Annotated in this window: 15 protein-coding genes; 4 read left to right on the forward strand and 11 right to left on the reverse strand. The window is 63.4% G+C overall.

The window, feature by feature from the left end; all coding sequences use genetic code 11:
• Positions 1–63: 63 nt before the first annotated feature.
• The 11 genes from AB8B20_RS18220 to AB8B20_RS18270 all read right to left on the reverse strand — a co-directional run bounded on the left by AB8B20_RS18220 (position 64) and on the right by AB8B20_RS18270 (position 11,156).
• On the reverse strand, positions 64–1,227 hold the full coding sequence (locus AB8B20_RS18220) for a M20 family metallopeptidase (protein ID WP_439074415.1): 1,164 nt from the start codon (positions 1,225–1,227) through the stop codon (positions 64–66).
• Between the two features lie 43 nt (positions 1,228–1,270).
• Positions 1,271–2,854 (reverse strand): GMC family oxidoreductase, encoded by a 1,584-nt coding sequence (locus tag AB8B20_RS18225; protein ID WP_439074414.1) that lies wholly within the window; start codon positions 2,852–2,854, stop codon positions 1,271–1,273.
• A 202-nt stretch (positions 2,855–3,056) separates the two neighbouring features.
• Entirely contained in the window at positions 3,057–3,227 is a 171-nt protein-coding gene (gene ccoS, locus AB8B20_RS18230; RefSeq protein WP_439074413.1) for a cbb3-type cytochrome oxidase assembly protein CcoS, read from the reverse strand.
• 8 nt (positions 3,228–3,235) lie between these two features.
• Positions 3,236–3,736 carry a FixH family protein gene (locus AB8B20_RS18235; protein ID WP_093758164.1) on the reverse strand — a complete coding sequence of 167 codons (501 nt, stop codon included), beginning with the start codon at positions 3,734–3,736 and terminating at the stop codon, positions 3,236–3,238.
• A gap of 11 nt (positions 3,737–3,747) precedes the next feature.
• Positions 3,748–5,196, reverse strand: a complete 1,449-nt coding sequence (gene ccoG, locus AB8B20_RS18240; protein WP_439074412.1) for a cytochrome c oxidase accessory protein CcoG — start codon at positions 5,194–5,196, stop codon at positions 3,748–3,750.
• Positions 5,197–5,295: 99 nt separating this feature from the next.
• Positions 5,296–6,171 carry a cytochrome-c oxidase, cbb3-type subunit III gene (gene ccoP / locus AB8B20_RS18245; RefSeq protein WP_439074411.1) on the reverse strand — a complete coding sequence of 292 codons (876 nt, stop codon included), beginning with the start codon at positions 6,169–6,171 and terminating at the stop codon, positions 5,296–5,298.
• 7 nt (positions 6,172–6,178) lie between these two features.
• Complete coding sequence (locus AB8B20_RS18250; protein ID WP_439074410.1) at positions 6,179–6,343, reverse strand: cbb3-type cytochrome c oxidase subunit 3; 165 nt, start codon at positions 6,341–6,343, stop codon at positions 6,179–6,181.
• A 12-nt stretch (positions 6,344–6,355) separates the two neighbouring features.
• A complete protein-coding gene (ccoO, locus tag AB8B20_RS18255; RefSeq protein WP_439074409.1) occupies positions 6,356–7,090 on the reverse strand; it encodes a cytochrome-c oxidase, cbb3-type subunit II in 735 nt (244 codons plus the stop codon).
• A gap of 9 nt (positions 7,091–7,099) precedes the next feature.
• Entirely contained in the window at positions 7,100–8,731 is a 1,632-nt protein-coding gene (gene ccoN / locus AB8B20_RS18260) for a cytochrome-c oxidase, cbb3-type subunit I (protein ID WP_089267867.1), read from the reverse strand.
• Between the two features lie 133 nt (positions 8,732–8,864).
• Positions 8,865–9,575 (reverse strand): Crp/Fnr family transcriptional regulator, encoded by a 711-nt coding sequence (locus AB8B20_RS18265; RefSeq protein WP_439074408.1) that lies wholly within the window; start codon positions 9,573–9,575, stop codon positions 8,865–8,867.
• 327 nt (positions 9,576–9,902) lie between these two features.
• Positions 9,903–11,156 (reverse strand): ATP-grasp domain-containing protein, encoded by a 1,254-nt coding sequence (locus AB8B20_RS18270; RefSeq protein ID WP_439074407.1) that lies wholly within the window; start codon positions 11,154–11,156, stop codon positions 9,903–9,905.
• A 175-nt stretch (positions 11,157–11,331) separates the two neighbouring features.
• Between AB8B20_RS18270 and AB8B20_RS18275 the strand changes: the two genes are divergently transcribed.
• The 4 genes from AB8B20_RS18275 (at position 11,332) to AB8B20_RS18290 (ending at position 16,795) form a co-directional block, all read left to right on the forward strand.
• Positions 11,332–12,546: an MFS transporter gene (locus AB8B20_RS18275; RefSeq protein WP_439074406.1), complete on the forward strand. Its 1,215-nt coding sequence runs from the start codon at positions 11,332–11,334 to the stop codon at positions 12,544–12,546.
• Between the two features lie 61 nt (positions 12,547–12,607).
• Complete coding sequence (locus AB8B20_RS18280; protein ID WP_439074405.1) at positions 12,608–13,261, forward strand: ABC transporter ATP-binding protein; 654 nt, start codon at positions 12,608–12,610, stop codon at positions 13,259–13,261.
• Positions 13,258–15,720: an FtsX-like permease family protein gene (locus AB8B20_RS18285; protein ID WP_439074404.1), complete on the forward strand. Its 2,463-nt coding sequence runs from the start codon at positions 13,258–13,260 to the stop codon at positions 15,718–15,720. Before AB8B20_RS18280 ends, AB8B20_RS18285 begins: the two co-directional genes overlap by 4 nt.
• Entirely contained in the window at positions 15,710–16,795 is a 1,086-nt protein-coding gene (locus tag AB8B20_RS18290) for a lipocalin-like domain-containing protein (protein WP_439074403.1), read from the forward strand. The genes AB8B20_RS18285 and AB8B20_RS18290 overlap by 11 nt, the downstream gene beginning before the upstream one ends.
• Positions 16,796–16,840: the final 45 nt, after the last annotated feature.

Genomic DNA, 16,840 nt, shown 5'->3' on the forward strand with positions numbered 1-16,840 from the left:
AAACAAAGGCGTTGTCAGCAACCATCGCCGTGCCAGAACCATGCCATGCGGCATCTCCCGTCGTCAGATCTCCGTGCGCAGGATCGCCCGCGCCAGTGTCTGTGCACGCGGAACGATGCTCTCGATGTCCAGCCACTCCAGATCGGTATGGACATTGCCGCCGACCGGGCCAAGACCGCAGAGCGTCGGCGTGCCGACGCTGGCGGTGAAACCGGAATCTGCGCAGCCGCCGGCAAATTCGCCCGTCAACGTAGTGAGGCCCGAGTCGACAGCGGCCGCCTGATAGGCTTCGAACATCGCCTTGGCTGCAGCGTCCTGCACCAGCGGCAAAAATTCGCCGTTAATGTGCAGCTTCGCCGTCGTGCCCGGCACGGTCGACGTCGCGATGATCTTCTCGATCGCCGCCATGATGGTCGCGCGATCGGCCGGATCGATGTAACGGAAATCGATCTCGCCTTCGGCATGCGGCGCCGTGGTGTTGACCGACTGTCCGCCGGACACCAGGCCGACATTCAGCGTGATGCCCTTGTCCATATCGGTCAGCGCATGAATCTGCACGATCTTGTGCGCGAGTTCGCCGATGGCACTGATGCCCACCGAGAAATTGTTGCCGGAATGCGCGGCCTTGCCGAATACCTCGAAGCGCATGAACACGCCGCCCTTGCGGCCCGTGGTGATATTGCCGGTCGGACGTCCCGGTTCCGAATTATAGACGGCGCGCGCCGCACGGCCCTCGCGCTCGATGATCGGCCGCGACGAGCGCGACGCGATCTCCTCATCGCCGGTGATCAGCAGCTTGATGGGGCACGGCGCAGCATCGAACTTCTTTAGCGCGGCGGCCACAAATACGTTGATGACGACGCCGGCCTTCATGTCGGCAACACCAGGCCCATGGGCCAGATTGCCTTTAATAGTGAAGGGGCGCTTGGCGACTTCGCCCTTGGGAAACACGGTATCGCGATGGCCCATCAGCAGGATCGGCTTTTCGTTGCTGCCGGGTTTGGTGATCAGCCCATGCACGGCATCGCCATAGACATCATGAGGCTCGCGCCAGGTTTCGATGCCGTATTCGGCGAAGTGCTGTTCGAAACGAGCGCCGACGGCATCGACACCTTCCTTGTCGAAGGAGCCGGAATCGATGTTCACGACGTCGCGCAGCAGGTCGATCATCGGCTGCTTCTGGGACGCGAGCCAGTCGATGATCTGGGTTTCGGTAGTGTTCAACATGAATTGTCCTTCGGTCACTCTTGAGCGCTTGCGTTGCGCGTTCTTACTTCGCCATCGCCACGACGGGCGACGCTACATTCGACCTGCGCATCATCATGCGCGCAATGGCTTCGCCGATCACCACCGTGGTGAAATGAGTGTTGGCGCGGCAATCCGACGGCATGATCGACGCATCGGCAATGCGCAGACCCTTGAGGCCCTTCACGGTGCCATCCGGATTGACCACGCCACCCGTATCCTTGAAGCCGGTCATGCGGCAGGTGCCGGCGGCGTGCTGGATATCGCCGGTGTCACGGCGCAGCACGGCTTCAAGCTCGCGCGTCGGCAACGCCGCCGCCTGCGACAGCGTCATGTCGGTATCGGTGAGGCGGATCCAGTCCGCGATGCCGGCCAGCGCCGGCTGCGTGGTGATCACGGCAAGCCGCTTCACGGCATCGACCATCCGCAGCATGTCGCGGGGGTCGGCCAGCATGTTCTCCTCGACGATCGGGTCGATCGACGCATCGGTGGAGGCAAGCTTCAGCGTACCGCGCGAGAAGGCGTTGAACAGACCGGCACCGATGGCGCCGGGATTGCCGATGCCACGGTGATTGAACGCGATCAGAATCATGTCGCGCTTGCCGCCGTCAGCAAGTCCCGACGAGTAAGTTACACAGCAATTGGTGTGGCGGGTGTCCCGATCCTTTGGCGCGACGGCATCCTGCAGCTTGATGGTGGTGCGAAACAGCGGATGATCGAAGAAATTCTGACCGACGGGCAGATCGCACTCGACAGCGATGCCCATGTCCTTCAGCTCGTCTGCCGGTCCGACGCCCGAGCGCAGCAGGATCGCCGGGCTGTGGATCGAGCCGCCACATAGCACGATCTCGCGCGCGCTGACTTCCTGCGTGCCCTGCCCCTCGAAGTGCACGATCACACCGGTCGCCTGACCGTCCTTGATCACGACGCGATCGACCAACGCATGGCCGCGGATGTCGAGATTAGCGCGGCCACGCGCCGGCTCGAGATAGCCCTCATTGGTGGAGATGCGGCGCAGATCGCGGCTGTTGATCGGATAGCACGCGACGCCTTCGCCATCCGGCCCGTTGACGTCGTCGCACCACGCGTAGCCCGAGGCCAGCGCTGCATCGCGCAGACCCTTGTCGATCGGCCCCCATGTCTCGGGCGGCGCGCGATAGACCGGCAGCGGACCGCCGCGGCCGTGGCCGGGCCTGTCGCCGAAGTCCAGATCGTCCTCGATCACCGAGAATAGCGGCATGATCTCCTTGGCCGACCAGCCGGTGCACCCCAGCGATGCCCATTCGTCGAACGCGTCGGCGACGCCACGGATCGCGATCTGGCCGTTCATCATCGACGAGCCGCCAAGACCCTTGCCGCGCCAGTAGAAGCGCTGGTCCTGCCCGGCAACGCGACGCGAATGCAGCTGCGGCCACTGCCACTTTTCCTGGAATTCGCGCTGGTGAATGATCGGGATCGGGTTCGCCGTGGTCACTTCCCACGGCGCCTCCGCCGCACGCCAGTCGAGCCCGGCTTCAAGCAGCAGCACACGTGTAGCGGGATTTTCGGAGAGCCTAGCAGCCACGGCAGCGCCGGCAGATCCACCGCCGACGACGATCACATCATACATAGTGCTTCATTTCTTTCTGCTGCGGCGCCCTACGCCGATCTTGTCCGGCCGAACGCGTGCAAAATCCGTTCCCGCCATTATGCGTCCGGCGCACGGCAGACGCCAGCAGGCGCGCTGCAGGGGCAACACGCGGCAAAGACATGGCGGTTAGAAAGATATGGCCACAAGTTGTGGCAGTGATGGATTGAACGGAAGAACCGCCTCAGAGGGGATCGCAGGGCTTCGTCACAGGCGGATCGTCATCAAGAATGGCGCGCCAGCCTGCGCCGTCGAGATCATCGAACTGGCCTGATCTTAGCGACCACATGAAGGCCCACAGGCCGAGCAACCCAAGCGCAAGCGCCAGCGGCACGAGGACGACGAGGGACTGCATGGTTGGACCTATTTCAGCACGAGGCGGTTCTTAGACAGGAACATGCGCTGTCCACCGGCCTCGCCTTCAAGCACCAGATCCCACAGTCCCGGCGCAAGTTCGGCGACCTTGCCGCGATAGACCACGCCCCCGGCCCCGATCAGCTCAACCGGCCGGTCCGCGCGACGATCGGCCGGCCGCTCCAGCCGCCCGGTGAAACTCAGCCCCGTGATCGGATTGCCGTGACGATCGCGCGCTTCGACACGGACCGCGGCATCACCTGCAGCATCGCGCTCGACATGCGCGCTGACCTTCCAGCCGCGACTGCTCTGGCCGCGCGCGGCCTCGATCTCGTTGCCGTAAGCGAGGCTCGCTGTATAGGGACTATCCACTTCGACACCCGGCAGCGTCTCCAGCGCGAACTTCATCATGACGACATTGACGCCGATGATCATGCCGAAAAACAAAACCAGGCAGATCAGGACGAACCGGCCGGTGATCGGACGAGGTGCGGCAACGGCGGCGCTCATACTGTTCTCCTTCACGGTGCAACGAAATGATCGGTCGCCGACGCCATGTCGCCATGGACGGCATCGGTGACACGCATCACGAGCAGGAGCGACTTCTCGGAATTGATTGCCGCGGGCGCCGTCACCAGTACGCGCAGCTCGGTAGTCTGGTCGCGGCCAAGCACGATCTCCGGCCAGCCCGACAACGCGGCATCCATACCCACCACATGCACCGTAGCGTTAACCGGCCCGTTGACATCGAGCGTGACCACGCGGCCGGCGCCGCGCTTGTTCAAGAGGCGCACCGTATAGGCATTGCGGATCGACCCGTCGCTGAGACGCACGGCGACCGGATTACGATCATGCAGCACGTTGATGTCGAGCAGCGAGCGGTTCAGCAGCGCATAGAGCATCACCGCACCGACAGCGACAATCATGCCGACATAGGCCACCGTACGCGGCCGGATGATACGATAAATCTCCGGCTTGCCCGCCTTGCGCCTGGCAATGTTGATGTCGGTGTCATAGCTGATCAGCCGGGTCGGCCGGCCGATCCTCGTCATCACGCCGTCGCAGGCGTCGATACACAACCCGCACTGGATGCAATCCATCTGCAAGCCATTGCGGATATCGATGCCGACCGGGCAGACATTCACGCACTGATGGCAATCGATGCAGTCGCCGGCAGGCTGTCCGAGCGCGCGCAGCTCGGCCGCCTTCTTCAACGAGGTCCGCTGCTCACCGCGATCGGTCTTGTAGGTGACGTTGAGCGCCCACTCGTCGGTCAGCGCCGCCTGGATGCGAGGCCACGGGCACATATAGAGACAGACCTGCTCGCGCATCCAGCCAGCCAGTGTGTAGGTCGTCGCCGTCAAGATCGCGATCCAGATATAAGCCAGCGCCGGCGCCTGGAACGTCACGAGTTCTTTCACCAAGGTGGGCGCATCGTTGAAATAGAGCACCCAGGCGCCGCCGGTCCACCATGCGATCAGGAGCCAGATCGAATGCTTCATCGTCAGTTCGACAACACGCTGCAGCGTGAGCCCTTCGGCCTCCTTCTTCATCCGCTCGCGGCGGTCGCCTTCGATCAGGCGTTCGACGGCGAAAAACAAGTCGGTCCAGACAGTCTGCGGACAGAGATAACCGCACCAGACGCGACCACCGATGGCATTCATCAGGAACAGCGTGAGGGCGGCAAGGATCAGCAGGCCAGTGAAGAAATAAACTTCCTGCGGCCACAGCTCGATGAAAAAGAAATAGAAGCGGCTGTTCGGCAGGTCGACCAGCACCGCCTGATCGGGGGCACCGGGACCGCGATTCCAGCGCACGAAGGGCAGCAGATAATAGATGCCAAGGCAAACCGCCATCAGCGCCCATTTGACGTTGCGATACCTGCCGGAGACCTTCTGCGGATAGACCTTCTTCTGCGCCGCATAGAGCGGGCCGTAGTCAAATTCCTGGGGCGTAACAGGCTTGTTCATGGAGTCACTCTCGTCTTTGGAATGACCCTAGACTTCGCCGGCGCGGTGCAATTGATGTACGTCAAACGCGCGAGCGCGATTGCCCGCACACGCTATGACTTATTGTCCACCCCCCAGCGAATGGACATAGATCGTCAGTGCCTTGATGGTCGCCGGATCGAGACGGCCGATCCAGGCCGGCATCACGCCGTTGCGGCCATTGGTGATGGTCTCGACGATGGTCGCCTCGTCCGAACCGTAAAGCCAGATATTGTCGGTCAGGTTCGGCGCCCCCATGTCGGGATTTCCCTTGCCGGCGTCGCCGTGACACGAGGCGCAGTTGTCGGCGAACAGCTTCTGGCCGGCATTCGCGTCGTAACCCTTGGCCGTCGGCAATCCCGACAGTGAGCGCACGTAGTTCGCAACCGTCTCGATCTCCGGCTTCTTCAACATGCCGTCGCGGCCAAAGGCCAGCATCGATCCTTCATGCGATTCCGCATGGGCGGAACGCGCGCCGAACTGGATGGTCTTCTCGATCTGCTCCAGTGTGCCGCCCCACAGCCAGTCGTCATCGTTCAGGTTGGGGAAGCCCTTGGCACCGGCCGCACCAGTGCCGTGACATGGCGCGCAATTGTCGCCGAACACCACACGGCCTCTGGCGCGCCCCAGCGCCAGCAGCGCCGGATCCTTCTCAATTTCCGCGAGCGGCGCAGCGCCGAGCGCCGCCATCTTGCCTCCGCGGATCTTCTCGAGATTGGCGAGATCGACAGCGACATCCGCGCGTGACGAATAGCCCATGACGCCCGTCGCGTAGCTCTGCACCAGCGGCCATGACGGATACACGACCCAATAGCCGATCGCCCAAACGATGGTGAGATAGAAAGTCATCACCCACCAGCGCGGCAGCGGCGTGTTGAGTTCTTTGATGCCGTCCCAGGAGTGACCTGTGGTGGTCTTGCCGGTGGCCTTGTCGAATTCACCTTCGTGATCGCTCATGATCTGATCAATCCTCTCGCAACGGCTGGCGCGCGGCTGCGTCAAACATCGCCTTGTTGCAGGGCCACAATGCATAGGTCAGAATTGCAATGAAGATTCCGACGAAGACCGGCGTCCAGAATGTGAGGACGAGGTTCGACGCGAAGTTCTCGACGGTCAGGATTGCGCGCATGCTTCCATCTCCTCAGCGGAGGTTTGCTTTTTCGTTGTAGAGTTTGAAATCGACCAGCGTGCCCAGCATCTGCAGATAGGCCACCAGTGCGTCCATCTCGGTGGGCAGCCCCGGCTTGCCATCGAAGTTACGTGCCACCGATTTCGGATAGCGCTTGAGCAGCGTGTCGGTATCGCCATTGTCGGGATCGGCCTGGGTCTTCAGGTCCGCCACCGCATTGGTGATCTGATCGTCCGTATAGGGCACACCCACCGCGCGGTTGGTGCGCAGATGATCGGCGACGTTCTCGGTGCTGACAGGCGTATCGGCCAGGAACTTGTAGGACGGCATCACCGATTGCGGCACGATGGCGCGCGGATTGCTCAGATGCGTGACGTGCCATTCATCGGAATATTTCGCGCCGACACGCGCGAGATCCGGACCGGTGCGCTTCGAGCCCCACTGGAACGGATGGTCATACATGCTCTCCGCCGCGAGCGAGTAATGCCCGTAACGTTCGACCTCGTCACGCAGCGGCCGCACCATCTGCGAATGGCAGAGATAGCAACCCTCGCGGACATAGACGTTACGCCCTGCCAGTTCGAGCGGCGTGTAAGGCCGCATGCCCTCGACGGCTTCGATGGTGCTCTTGAGATAGAACAAAGGCGCAATCTCGACGATGCCGCCGATGGCGATGACGAGAATGATACCCACGATCAAGACGATCGAGTTCTTCTCGAAGATTTGGTGCCGACTCCAGAACGACATGATTAATCCTCACTCAGCCGGCTGCAACGTGGCGCCAGGGCTCGACAGCGCGCCCTCTTCCGCCTCGCCGACGCGCACGGTCATCCACAAATTCCAGGCCATGATCAGCGCACCGATCAGGAACAGCCCGCCGCCCGCGGCACGGATGATGTAGAACGGGTGCATCGCTTCGACGCTTTCGATGAAGGAATATTCGAGGAAGCCCAGCGACGTGTAGGCGCGCCACATCAGACCCTGCAGGATGCCCGACACCCACATCGCCGAGATGTACAGAACGATGCCGAGCGTCGCGATCCAGAAGTGCCACTCGACCAGCTTCAGGCTGTAGAGCTGCTTGCGATTCCACAGCCACGGCACCAGGCAGTAGAGCGCGCCAAAGGAGACGAAGCCGACCCAACCAAGCGCACCGGAATGCACGTGACCGATGGTCCAGTCGGTATAGTGGCTGAGCGAATTGACCACCTTGATGGACATCAGCGGACCCTCGAAGGTCGCCATGCCGTAGAACGCCACCGACACCACCAGCATGCGCAACACCGGATCTGTGCGCAGCTTGTCCCATGCGCCGGACAGCGTCATGAGGCCGTTGATCATGCCGCCCCAGGAGGGCATCCACAGCATGATGGAGAAGGTCATGCCGAGCGTCTGCGTCCAGTCGGGCAGTGCCGAATAGTGCAGGTGATGCGGACCCGCCCAGATGTAGAGGAAGATGATCGCCCAGAAGTGCACGATCGATAGCCGATAGGAATAGACCGGTCGCTCGGCGCGCTTCGGAATGAAGTAATACATGATGGCGAGGAAGCCGGCGGTGAGGAAGAAGCCCACCGCGTTGTGGCCGTACCACCACTGGAACATGGCATCCTGCACACCGGCCCAGGCGACATAGGACTTGGAGCCGAAGACCGAGACGGGCAGCGCAGGGTTATTGCCGAGATGCAGCACCGCGATGGTGATGATGAAGGCGAGATAGAACCAGTTGGCGACGAAGATATGCGGTTCCTTACGCTTCACGAGCGTCATCAGGAACACCAGCAGATAAGTCACCCAGACGATGGTCAGCCAGAGATCGGCATACCATTCCGGTTCGGCATATTCCTTGGACTGCGTGACGCCGAGCAAATAGCCGGTGCCGGCAATGACGATGAAGAAATTATAGCCGAGCACCACGAACCACGGCGCAAGATCGCCGGCGAGCCTGGTACGGCAGGTCTTCTGCACCACGAAGAACGAGGTCGCGATCAGCACGTTGCCGCCGAAGGCAAACACCACCGCCGACGTATGCAGCGGCCGCAGCCGGCCGAAGCTGGTCCAGGGCAGATTGAAGTTCAGGTCCGGCCACGCCAACTGCATGGCGATCAGCAGTCCCACCGTGAAGCCGGCGATGCCCCAGAATACCGAGGCAACAGCGGCAAACTTGATCGGCCCGAAATTATAATTCGGCCGCCCGTCGATCTCCTGCGGTGGCAATGCGCCGCGCTCGAAATAGCGATTGAGGATGACGAACACGGAGGCCAGGCTGGCGAAGCCGGCCAGCGTCACGTGAAAGGCATAGGCCGCATCTTCCGCCTTGGCCGCTGCGATGATGGAGAGAAATACGGTGGCCGCGAGGATCACGGTCAGACCGGCCTCGCCGATCGTCATCCACTTCACGCTGTCAGTCTGGTTCGTCATGATGATTCTTTCCCGAGCACGCACCCATCAATCACGGCGGCGCGCTCAGTGAATTGATTGAAATCAAAGTCGGTGGAAGCTCGCTTGCTGGCTGCGCGAGGCGTCAGGCGAGAGCGGGAGCCGCGACGGATTCGGTGTCCAACAGCCGGATGCGGCCAGGCAGAATCTCGATCGTGCCGCGGCGTTCGAGCTTGGCCAGCGTCCGGCACACGGTCTCGACGGTGAGGCCGAGATGATCGGCGATATCGCGTCGACTCATCGGCACCGGAAGCGGATCGACGTCGCGGCCGAGCCGTACCAGCCGGTCGCGCCAGTACGTCAGGAACACGATGAGCTTCTCTTCCGCTGCACGGCGGCCCAGCGAAAACATCTTGTCATGCGCGTCGGCGATCTCGGTCGCCATCAGCGCGACGATCTCGTTCAGCACATAGGGCCGGTGACTGGCGAATTGCGCGAACTTTTCACGCGGGATTTCCCACACCACTGCAGGACCGATTGCAGCGGCGGACACTTCATGATGCCCCTGCGTTGCGATCTCGAGGACGTCGCCCGGCAGCGCAAAGCTTATGATCTGGCGACGATTATCGCATTCGGTCCTGTAGATGCCGACCACCCCCTCGACCACGCTGAAGCATTTGCCCGCTGGCGCCCCCTGCGTGCACAGGACATCCTGCGAAGTATAGGGCACCCGCTCGCCCAGGGTCATCAACTGGCGCAGATCGGCGGCGCCCAGATGAGACAGGAAGCCGCCCGGCTGCGCAGCCGCATTCGCACAAGGCGCAGCGAACGACGATGCAGCCATCAGCTTTGTCATGCGCTCCCCGGGTTTCGTTGGCCTCGCGGAAGTGCGGGGCACTTTTGGATAACCGGATCAGCGCGGCACACATTGATACACATCAATCGCCTCTTACCTCTCCCCGCATCTTGCGCGGGGAGAGGTCGGGTCGCGCATCGCGCGTGATCCGGGTGAGGGGCGGCGCACTGCAGCTGCAGCCTAGCAAGACCTATCGAATCGAAGAAGCGGAGATGGCAGTGGCTGAGGTGCCACGCCCCTCACCCCACCCCTCTCCCCGCACAGAGCGGGGAGAGGAAGCCGGCCGCGTCTGTCGCAACTATTCAACTCTAACGCGGCCGGATGAAACTAAAACATCTCGCTTTCGATGGCCGCAACCGTCCCAGCATCGAGCAGATGCGTACCCCAGCCGCGTTTCGCCAGCACATGCGACAGCCCCGGCGACACCAGCAGCAACAGCGCAGTCATCATTAGCGGCACTACGCTGAGCCAGTCGATGCGCACCGGCGTGAGCTCTTCGGTACTGCCAGCATAGTCGCCGCGGCGACAACAGATATCGCGGCAGATGCGCGCCAGGTCGCGCCTCGTGCTGCCGCGCTGCGCACTGCCGAGCAGCACCTGCATGGCCTGATGCGTGACCACGCCCTCTCGTGTCGTCGGTGCGACATCCGGCGTCTCGCCCAGGGAAACGCGCAGCAGCAGATCGACCAGATCGACGCCGGCCAGATAAGCCGCCAGCGGCTCGACCAGTCGCGGATTGCAGTCGATATAATATGGCCCGGTGCCGTCATCCGGCATGATCAAGTCAATCGACAGCGCGCCGTGCCAGGCGAGATGCCTGCCGATAGCCGCGAGATCGTCGCGCACACGGTCGCGCCGCGCGCTGCGCTTGATGGCATCGCCGCCGCCGGCACCCTCCATGATCTGCCGAGTGGCGTGAAAGCCGACGAGTCCGCCCCGGCAGAACACACCCTGCGCCTTCTCGGTCGCGCCGTTGACGCGGGCCTGCACCAGCACCTCGCCGGCAAGGCCGTTGCCGGCCTCAAGCTCTTTCATTGCGAGCGCAAGGTCGGCATCATTGCGCACCATCCAGACGCCGCGGCTCGCAGTGCCGATGGCGGTCTTGATAACGCAGGGGAAGCGGACAGCGTTGCGGAGCACGTCAGCGCTGGCGACGATCTGCGTTTCGGGCTGCGGCAATCCAAGCTCGCTCAGCATGCGGCTGAAACCGGCCTTGCTATGCGCCGCCCGGTAGCTTGCGAAGGACGGCAGGGCCAGGCCGGCCAGCGGCCTCAGCCGCTCCTGCACTTTCGCGAACAGGAAGCCCTGTTCGTGGATCGGCAGCAGCACGTCATAGTCGCCTGTCGCCAGCAGGCCTTCGATGAACCGCAGGAAGCCCGAGGGATCGTCCCTCATTCCCGGGCAGCGGTGATATGTGCGGACAAATCGCGAGAACCGCGCCAGCCCGGCAGCGGCGGGATCGCAGACATCCACCACATGGCCGGCGAGGCCGAGCACGGTGACAGCCTCCCGCGCGGAGGTGCTGGTGCCTTCCGACAGCAGGATCCGCAGCGGCTTAAAATTCGGGCTGCTCGTCATCATGCTCAATCATGTCGCATTCCCGGGCCGTGGTCGCGTTTCCCGCTGCTGCCCTGCACGGGCCGCAACACCTGCATGTCGCAGCGCTGATAGACATTAACCTGCTGAGAACGTAGGCATAGCGCACCTTTTCGAGGCTGCAAAAAGCGGCCGTCAGCCGCCTTGGGTGGAAACGCATATGGTCGATATTCCGGCCTCGACCTCGCATCTTGCCGCGCGTGACCACGTCCCTTCGGCGACGCGGACGCTGACGGCGATTTCCACCGCGCATTGGGTCAGCCACTTCCACATCTTCGTACTGCCAATGCTGTTCCCGTTCCTGAAGGACCGGCTCGGCGTCGGCTATATCGAACTCGGCTTCGCCCTCACCACTTTCGCTGTCGTCTCCGGCCTCACCCAGGCGCCGATCGGCTATCTCGTCGACCGCATCGGCGCACGCAAGATCCTGATCCTCGGCGTCATGCTCGGCGGCTGTGCTCTGATCGCGCTCGGCCTGTTGCTGAGCTATCCCGCCCTGATCGTCTGCGCCGCGCTGCTCGGCCTCGCCAACAGCGTCTATCATCCGGCCGACTACGCCATCCTCGCCGCGCATATGGACGAGTCGAAGATGGGCCGCGCATTTTCGATCCATACATTCGCAGGCTTCGTCGGCGGCGCAGTCGCGCCTCCCCTGATGGCGGCACTGCTGGTCGGTATCGGTGGCCAGGGCGCGCTGATCGTCGCGGGCGCCATCGGCGTGGCGATCGCACTGATGCTGATCGTGGTCGGCATTCCCGATGCCGGCGCGATGGCTGATGGCGATGACGCCAAGGGCGCCGAGTCGCCCAAGGTCAGCATGATGACCCCGGCGATCCTGATGCTGACGCTGTTCTTCACGCTGCTGTCGCTGTCGCAGAATGGCATCAACAGCTTCGGCATCGTCGCGCTGATGAATGGCTACGGCACATCGCTGTCATCGGCGAATATCGCCCTCACCGCTTTCCTCGCGGCCAGCGCCGTCGGCGTGCTCGCCGGCGGCTGGCTGGCCGATCGGACCAGACACCACAGCCGCGTCGCCGCCGTGTGTTTCACGATCAATGCCGCCATCATCTGTGCCATCGCAGTGTTCACGCTGCCGACGCCGGTGATCGTCGCGGCCATGACCACCGCGGGCTTCCTCGGCGGCGTGCTGACGCCGTCGCGCGACATGCTGGTGCGCGAGGCCGCCCCTCCCGGCGCCGCCGGCCGCGCCTTCGGCATCGTCTCCACCGGCTTCAATTTCGGCGGCATCATCAGCCCCATCCTGTTCGGCTGGTTCATGGATCACGCGCTGCCGCATTGGGTGTTCGGCGCCTCCGCCTGCTTCATGGCGGCGACGGTGCTGCTGGCGCTGGTGTCGGAGCGCAAGCTATAACGGTTGTCGTCCCCGCCTGCGTGGGGACGGCGGGGAGCGGTTCTGTTATAGTCTCCGCCGCATGCTCACGGTTCGCCACCTCACCAAATCCTATCGCTCAGCCCAGGAACAGGTCGCCGTTCTGCGCGGTGTCGGTCTCAGCGTTGCCGCCGGCGAGAGCGTGGCGCTGACCGGCGAATCCGGCAGCGGCAAGAGCACGCTGCTGCATCTGATCGCCGGTCTCGATGAAGCCGACAGCGGCGAGATCCAACTCGGCGACATCATCGTCACCGGCCTCCATGATTCCGCCCGCGCCGCCTTACGCCGCGACCGGCTCGGCCTCGTGTTCCAGCAGTTCAACCTGATCCCGTCGCTGTCGGTCGCCGACAATCTGGCGTTTCAGTCGCGCATCTCCGGCAAGCACGACGCAGTCTGGCAAAGCGAACTCACCGAACGGCTCGGCCTCGGCGCGCTGCTCAAGCGCTATCCCGAACAGCTCTCTGGCGGCCAGCAGCAACGCGTCGCCATCGGCCGTGCGCTGGCCTCGAAACCGCTGCTGCTGCTCGCCGACGAACCCACCGGCAATCTCGACGAAGACACTGCCGACGAGGTGCTGCGACTGGCGCGCGATCTCGTCGCCCGCACCGGCTGCGGCTTCCTGATGGTGACCCATAGCGAGCGCCTCGCCGCCACGCTGGATCGTCACGTCCATCTCCATGCAGGATTGATCGCGTGAGACGCGCGCTCTGGATCCTCGCGGTGCTGCTCAGCCACTGGCGCCGGCATCCGATGCAGTTCGCGACGCTCCTGATCGGCCTGATCGCCGCGACCGCGTTGTGGAGCGGTGTGCAGGCGCTCAATCAGCAGGCCCGCATCAGCTATGACCGCGCCGCCGCCGCGTTCGGCGGGACGCGCACACCGATGCTGGTCGCGACCAATGGCGGCGCATTTGCGCAACAGCTCTTTGTCGATCTCCGCCGCGCCGGCTGGCCGGTGTCCCCTGTGGTCGAAGGCCGCATCTCCATTGGCGGCCGCTCGGTGCGCCTGCTCGGCATCGAGCCGGTGACCATGCCTGTCGAAGCCAGCGCTGCGACGGAGATCGGCAGGACCGGCGCGCAGGCGTTTCTCACGCCGCCCGGTCAGGCGCTGATCGCGCCAGAAACGCTGACCAGCCTCGGCCTCGCCGAGGGCGCAACGCCTGCGCTCAATGACGGAGCGCTGCTGCCACCCCTGAAACTGCAGCCGCAGCTCGCACCCGGCGTGCTGGTGGTCGATATCGGCATCGCGCAGAAACTCCTGAAAATGCCGGATCAGATCTCGCGCCTGCTGATCGGCAGCGCCAAGGGTCCCCGCGCTTCGCTTGAAAGCGTCACCGTCGATCGGTTGCGGCTGGTGCAGCCCGATGCAGAGACCGACCTCGAACGTCTCACCGACAGTTTCCATCTCAATCTCACCGCCTTCGGCCTGCTATCCTTCTTCGTCGGGCTGTTCATCGTCAATTCGGCCATCGGCCTCGGCTTCGAACAGCGCCTGCCGATGCTGCGCACCTTGCGTGCCTGCGGCGTCTCGGCGCGGCAGCTCAACAGTGTGCTGATCCTCGAACTCGTCAGCATCGCACTGATCGCCGGCGCCATCGGTCTCGTCTGCGGCTATTTCATCGCCGCATCGCTGCTGCCCGATGTTGCGGCCAGCCTGCGTGGGCTTTACGGCGCGCAAATCCCTGGGCAATTGACGCTGAAGCCCGAATGGTGGTTCGCTGGTCTGGCGATTTCCATTATCGGCGCGCTGCTGGCAGCGACATCGAGCCTGCTGAAAGCTGTCCGCCTCCCCTTGCTCGCCACCGCACAGCCCTATGCCTGGCAAGAGGCACAGCATCGCTGGCTGCGGCTACAAGGCACGGGCGCATTGCTCGTATTCATCGCTGCCGGCCTCGCGCTCTGGCTGGGCGATTCACTGATTGCCGGCTTTTTCGTGCTGGCGGCGCTCCTGCTCGGCGCAGCGCTCGCATTGCCGGTCATTCTCGGCATCGTCCTTGCCGGCGGTGAACGCAGCACGCGACGGCCACTCGTCACATGGTTCTGGGCCGACAGCCGGCTGCAGCTCTCCGGCCTGTCGCTGGCGCTGATGGCGCTGCTGCTGGCGCTCGCCGTCAATGTCGGCGTCGGCACCATGGTGGAGAGTTTCAGTCGCACTTTCACAGGCTGGCTCGACGGCCGGCTGGCGTCAGAGATCTATCTGAACGCGGCGAGCGAGAAGCAGGCGATCGAGATCAAGACCTGGCTGAAGACGCGCCCCGACGTGCAGGCCGTTCTGCCGGGCAGCCGCACGGACCTGCAGTTCAACGGTGCGCCGATCGAGCTTCTCGGCTTCGCCGATCACGCCACCTATCGCGATCAATGGCCGCTGCTGGATTCAACCAGCGATGCATGGGATCGCGTGCGCAGCGGCGACGGCGCGCTCATCAGCGAACAACTCTCGCTGCGCATGAAGCTCAAACCCGGCGGCCGTCTGGACGTGCCGACGCCGACCGGCACATGGCCGATGGAGATCGTTGCCGTGTATGCGGATTACGGCAATCCCAAAGGCCAGATCGGCGTGAACATCGATGCGCTGGTCAAACATTTCCCTGATATTTCGCAGACCCGCATGGGCCTGCGCGTCGCCCCCGCGGTTGTGCCCGCGCTGATCGACGCCATCCGCGCGCGCTTCGGTCTCGACGGCCGCAACCTCGCCGACCAGACGACGGTGAAAACAGAGTCATTGGCGATCTTCAACCGCACTTTCGCGGTGACGGCCGCGCTCAATGCCTTCACGCTCGGCGTCGCCGGCGTCGCGCTCCTCACCAGCCTGCTCACACTGAGCAATTCGCGCCTGCCGCAACTGGCGCCGCTCTGGGCCATCGGCATCACGCGCCGTCGGCTGGCCGGGATCGAGCTGTTGAAGACGCTGTCTGTTGCCTTGATTACCTCACTGCTGGCGCTGCCGCTCGGGCTGCTGGTGGCGTGGTGTCTGATCGCCATCGTCAATGTAAAGGCCTTTGGCTGGCGCCTACCGTTCCATGTGTTTCCGCTGCAACTGGTCCAGTTGCTCGGCGTTGCCATGTTGGCCTCGCTGCTCGCAGCTCTGCTACCGATCCTGAAACTGCTGCGCATGCAACCGGCCACGCTGGCGAAAGTGTTCGCCAATGAGCGATAGCTTGCTCACACGTCGCAGCTTGATCGGCGCCGCCGCATTGCTCGGCCTCGGCGGTTTACGCGCATTCGCCCAAGGCTTTGCCGGCCTCGGCCGCGACGCCGAAGGTTTTGCGGCTGTCGTTCCGGGCCGCCCTCTCACCTTTCCGGCCGATCACGGCCCGCATCCGGATTATCGCATCGAATGGTGGTATCTCACCGCCAATCTCACGGACGCATCGGGCAATGCCTATGGCGCGCAGTGGACGCTGTTTCGTCAGGCGATGGCGGCGGGCGCGCAGGGCGACGGCTGGGCGACGCCGCAGATCTGGATGGGCCACGCGGCGGTGACATCCGCTACCGCGCATCATGCGGCCGAGAGTTTTGCCCGCGGCGGCGTCGGTCAGGCCGGCGTGACTGCGACGCCGTTCCGGGCATGGATCGATGCATGGGAGATGCGCGGCATCGAAGGCTTTAACGACATGTCGATCGCACCGCTCGACATATCGGCATCGTCAGCGGATTTCAGCTACCGGCTCCGCCTCGATGCACAGCAACCGCTGGTGCTGCAGGGCGACAACGGCTTCAGCCGCAAGTCGGAACGTGGGCAAGCGTCGTATTACTACAGCCAGCCCTATTTCACCGCATCGGGCGTGCTGACCATCGACGGCAAGGAGATTGCCGTCACCGGCCGCGCCTGGATGGACAGGGAATATTCCAGCCAGCCGCTGGCTTCCGACCAGACCGGCTGGGATTGGTTCTCGCTGCATCTGCCTGATAATGCAAAACTGATGTTGTTTCGCCTCAGGCAGAAGGACGGCGCGCATTATTTTGCCGGCAACTGGATCACCGCGGACGGAAAATCCGAACAGCTTGCCCCAGGCGCTATAGATATGACGCCGACCGTCATGACGGAGATCGCCAGCCGCAGGATCCCGACGTCATGGAAGGTATCGATCGCATCGCGCGGATTGCAGATCGCGACCTCGCCGCTGAATACCAGGAGCTGGATGACGACGAGCTTCCCCTATTGGGAAGGGCCGGTGAGCTTCACCGGCAGCCACAGCGGCGTGGGTTATCTTGAAATGACGGGATATTGAGGCTGTTACCTAACCTCTCCCCGCCCTTTGCGGGGAGAGCGACTG

Source organism: Tardiphaga sp. 866_E4_N1_4 (assembly GCF_052076075.1).
GTDB lineage: Bacteria > Pseudomonadota > Alphaproteobacteria > Rhizobiales > Xanthobacteraceae > Tardiphaga > Tardiphaga robiniae.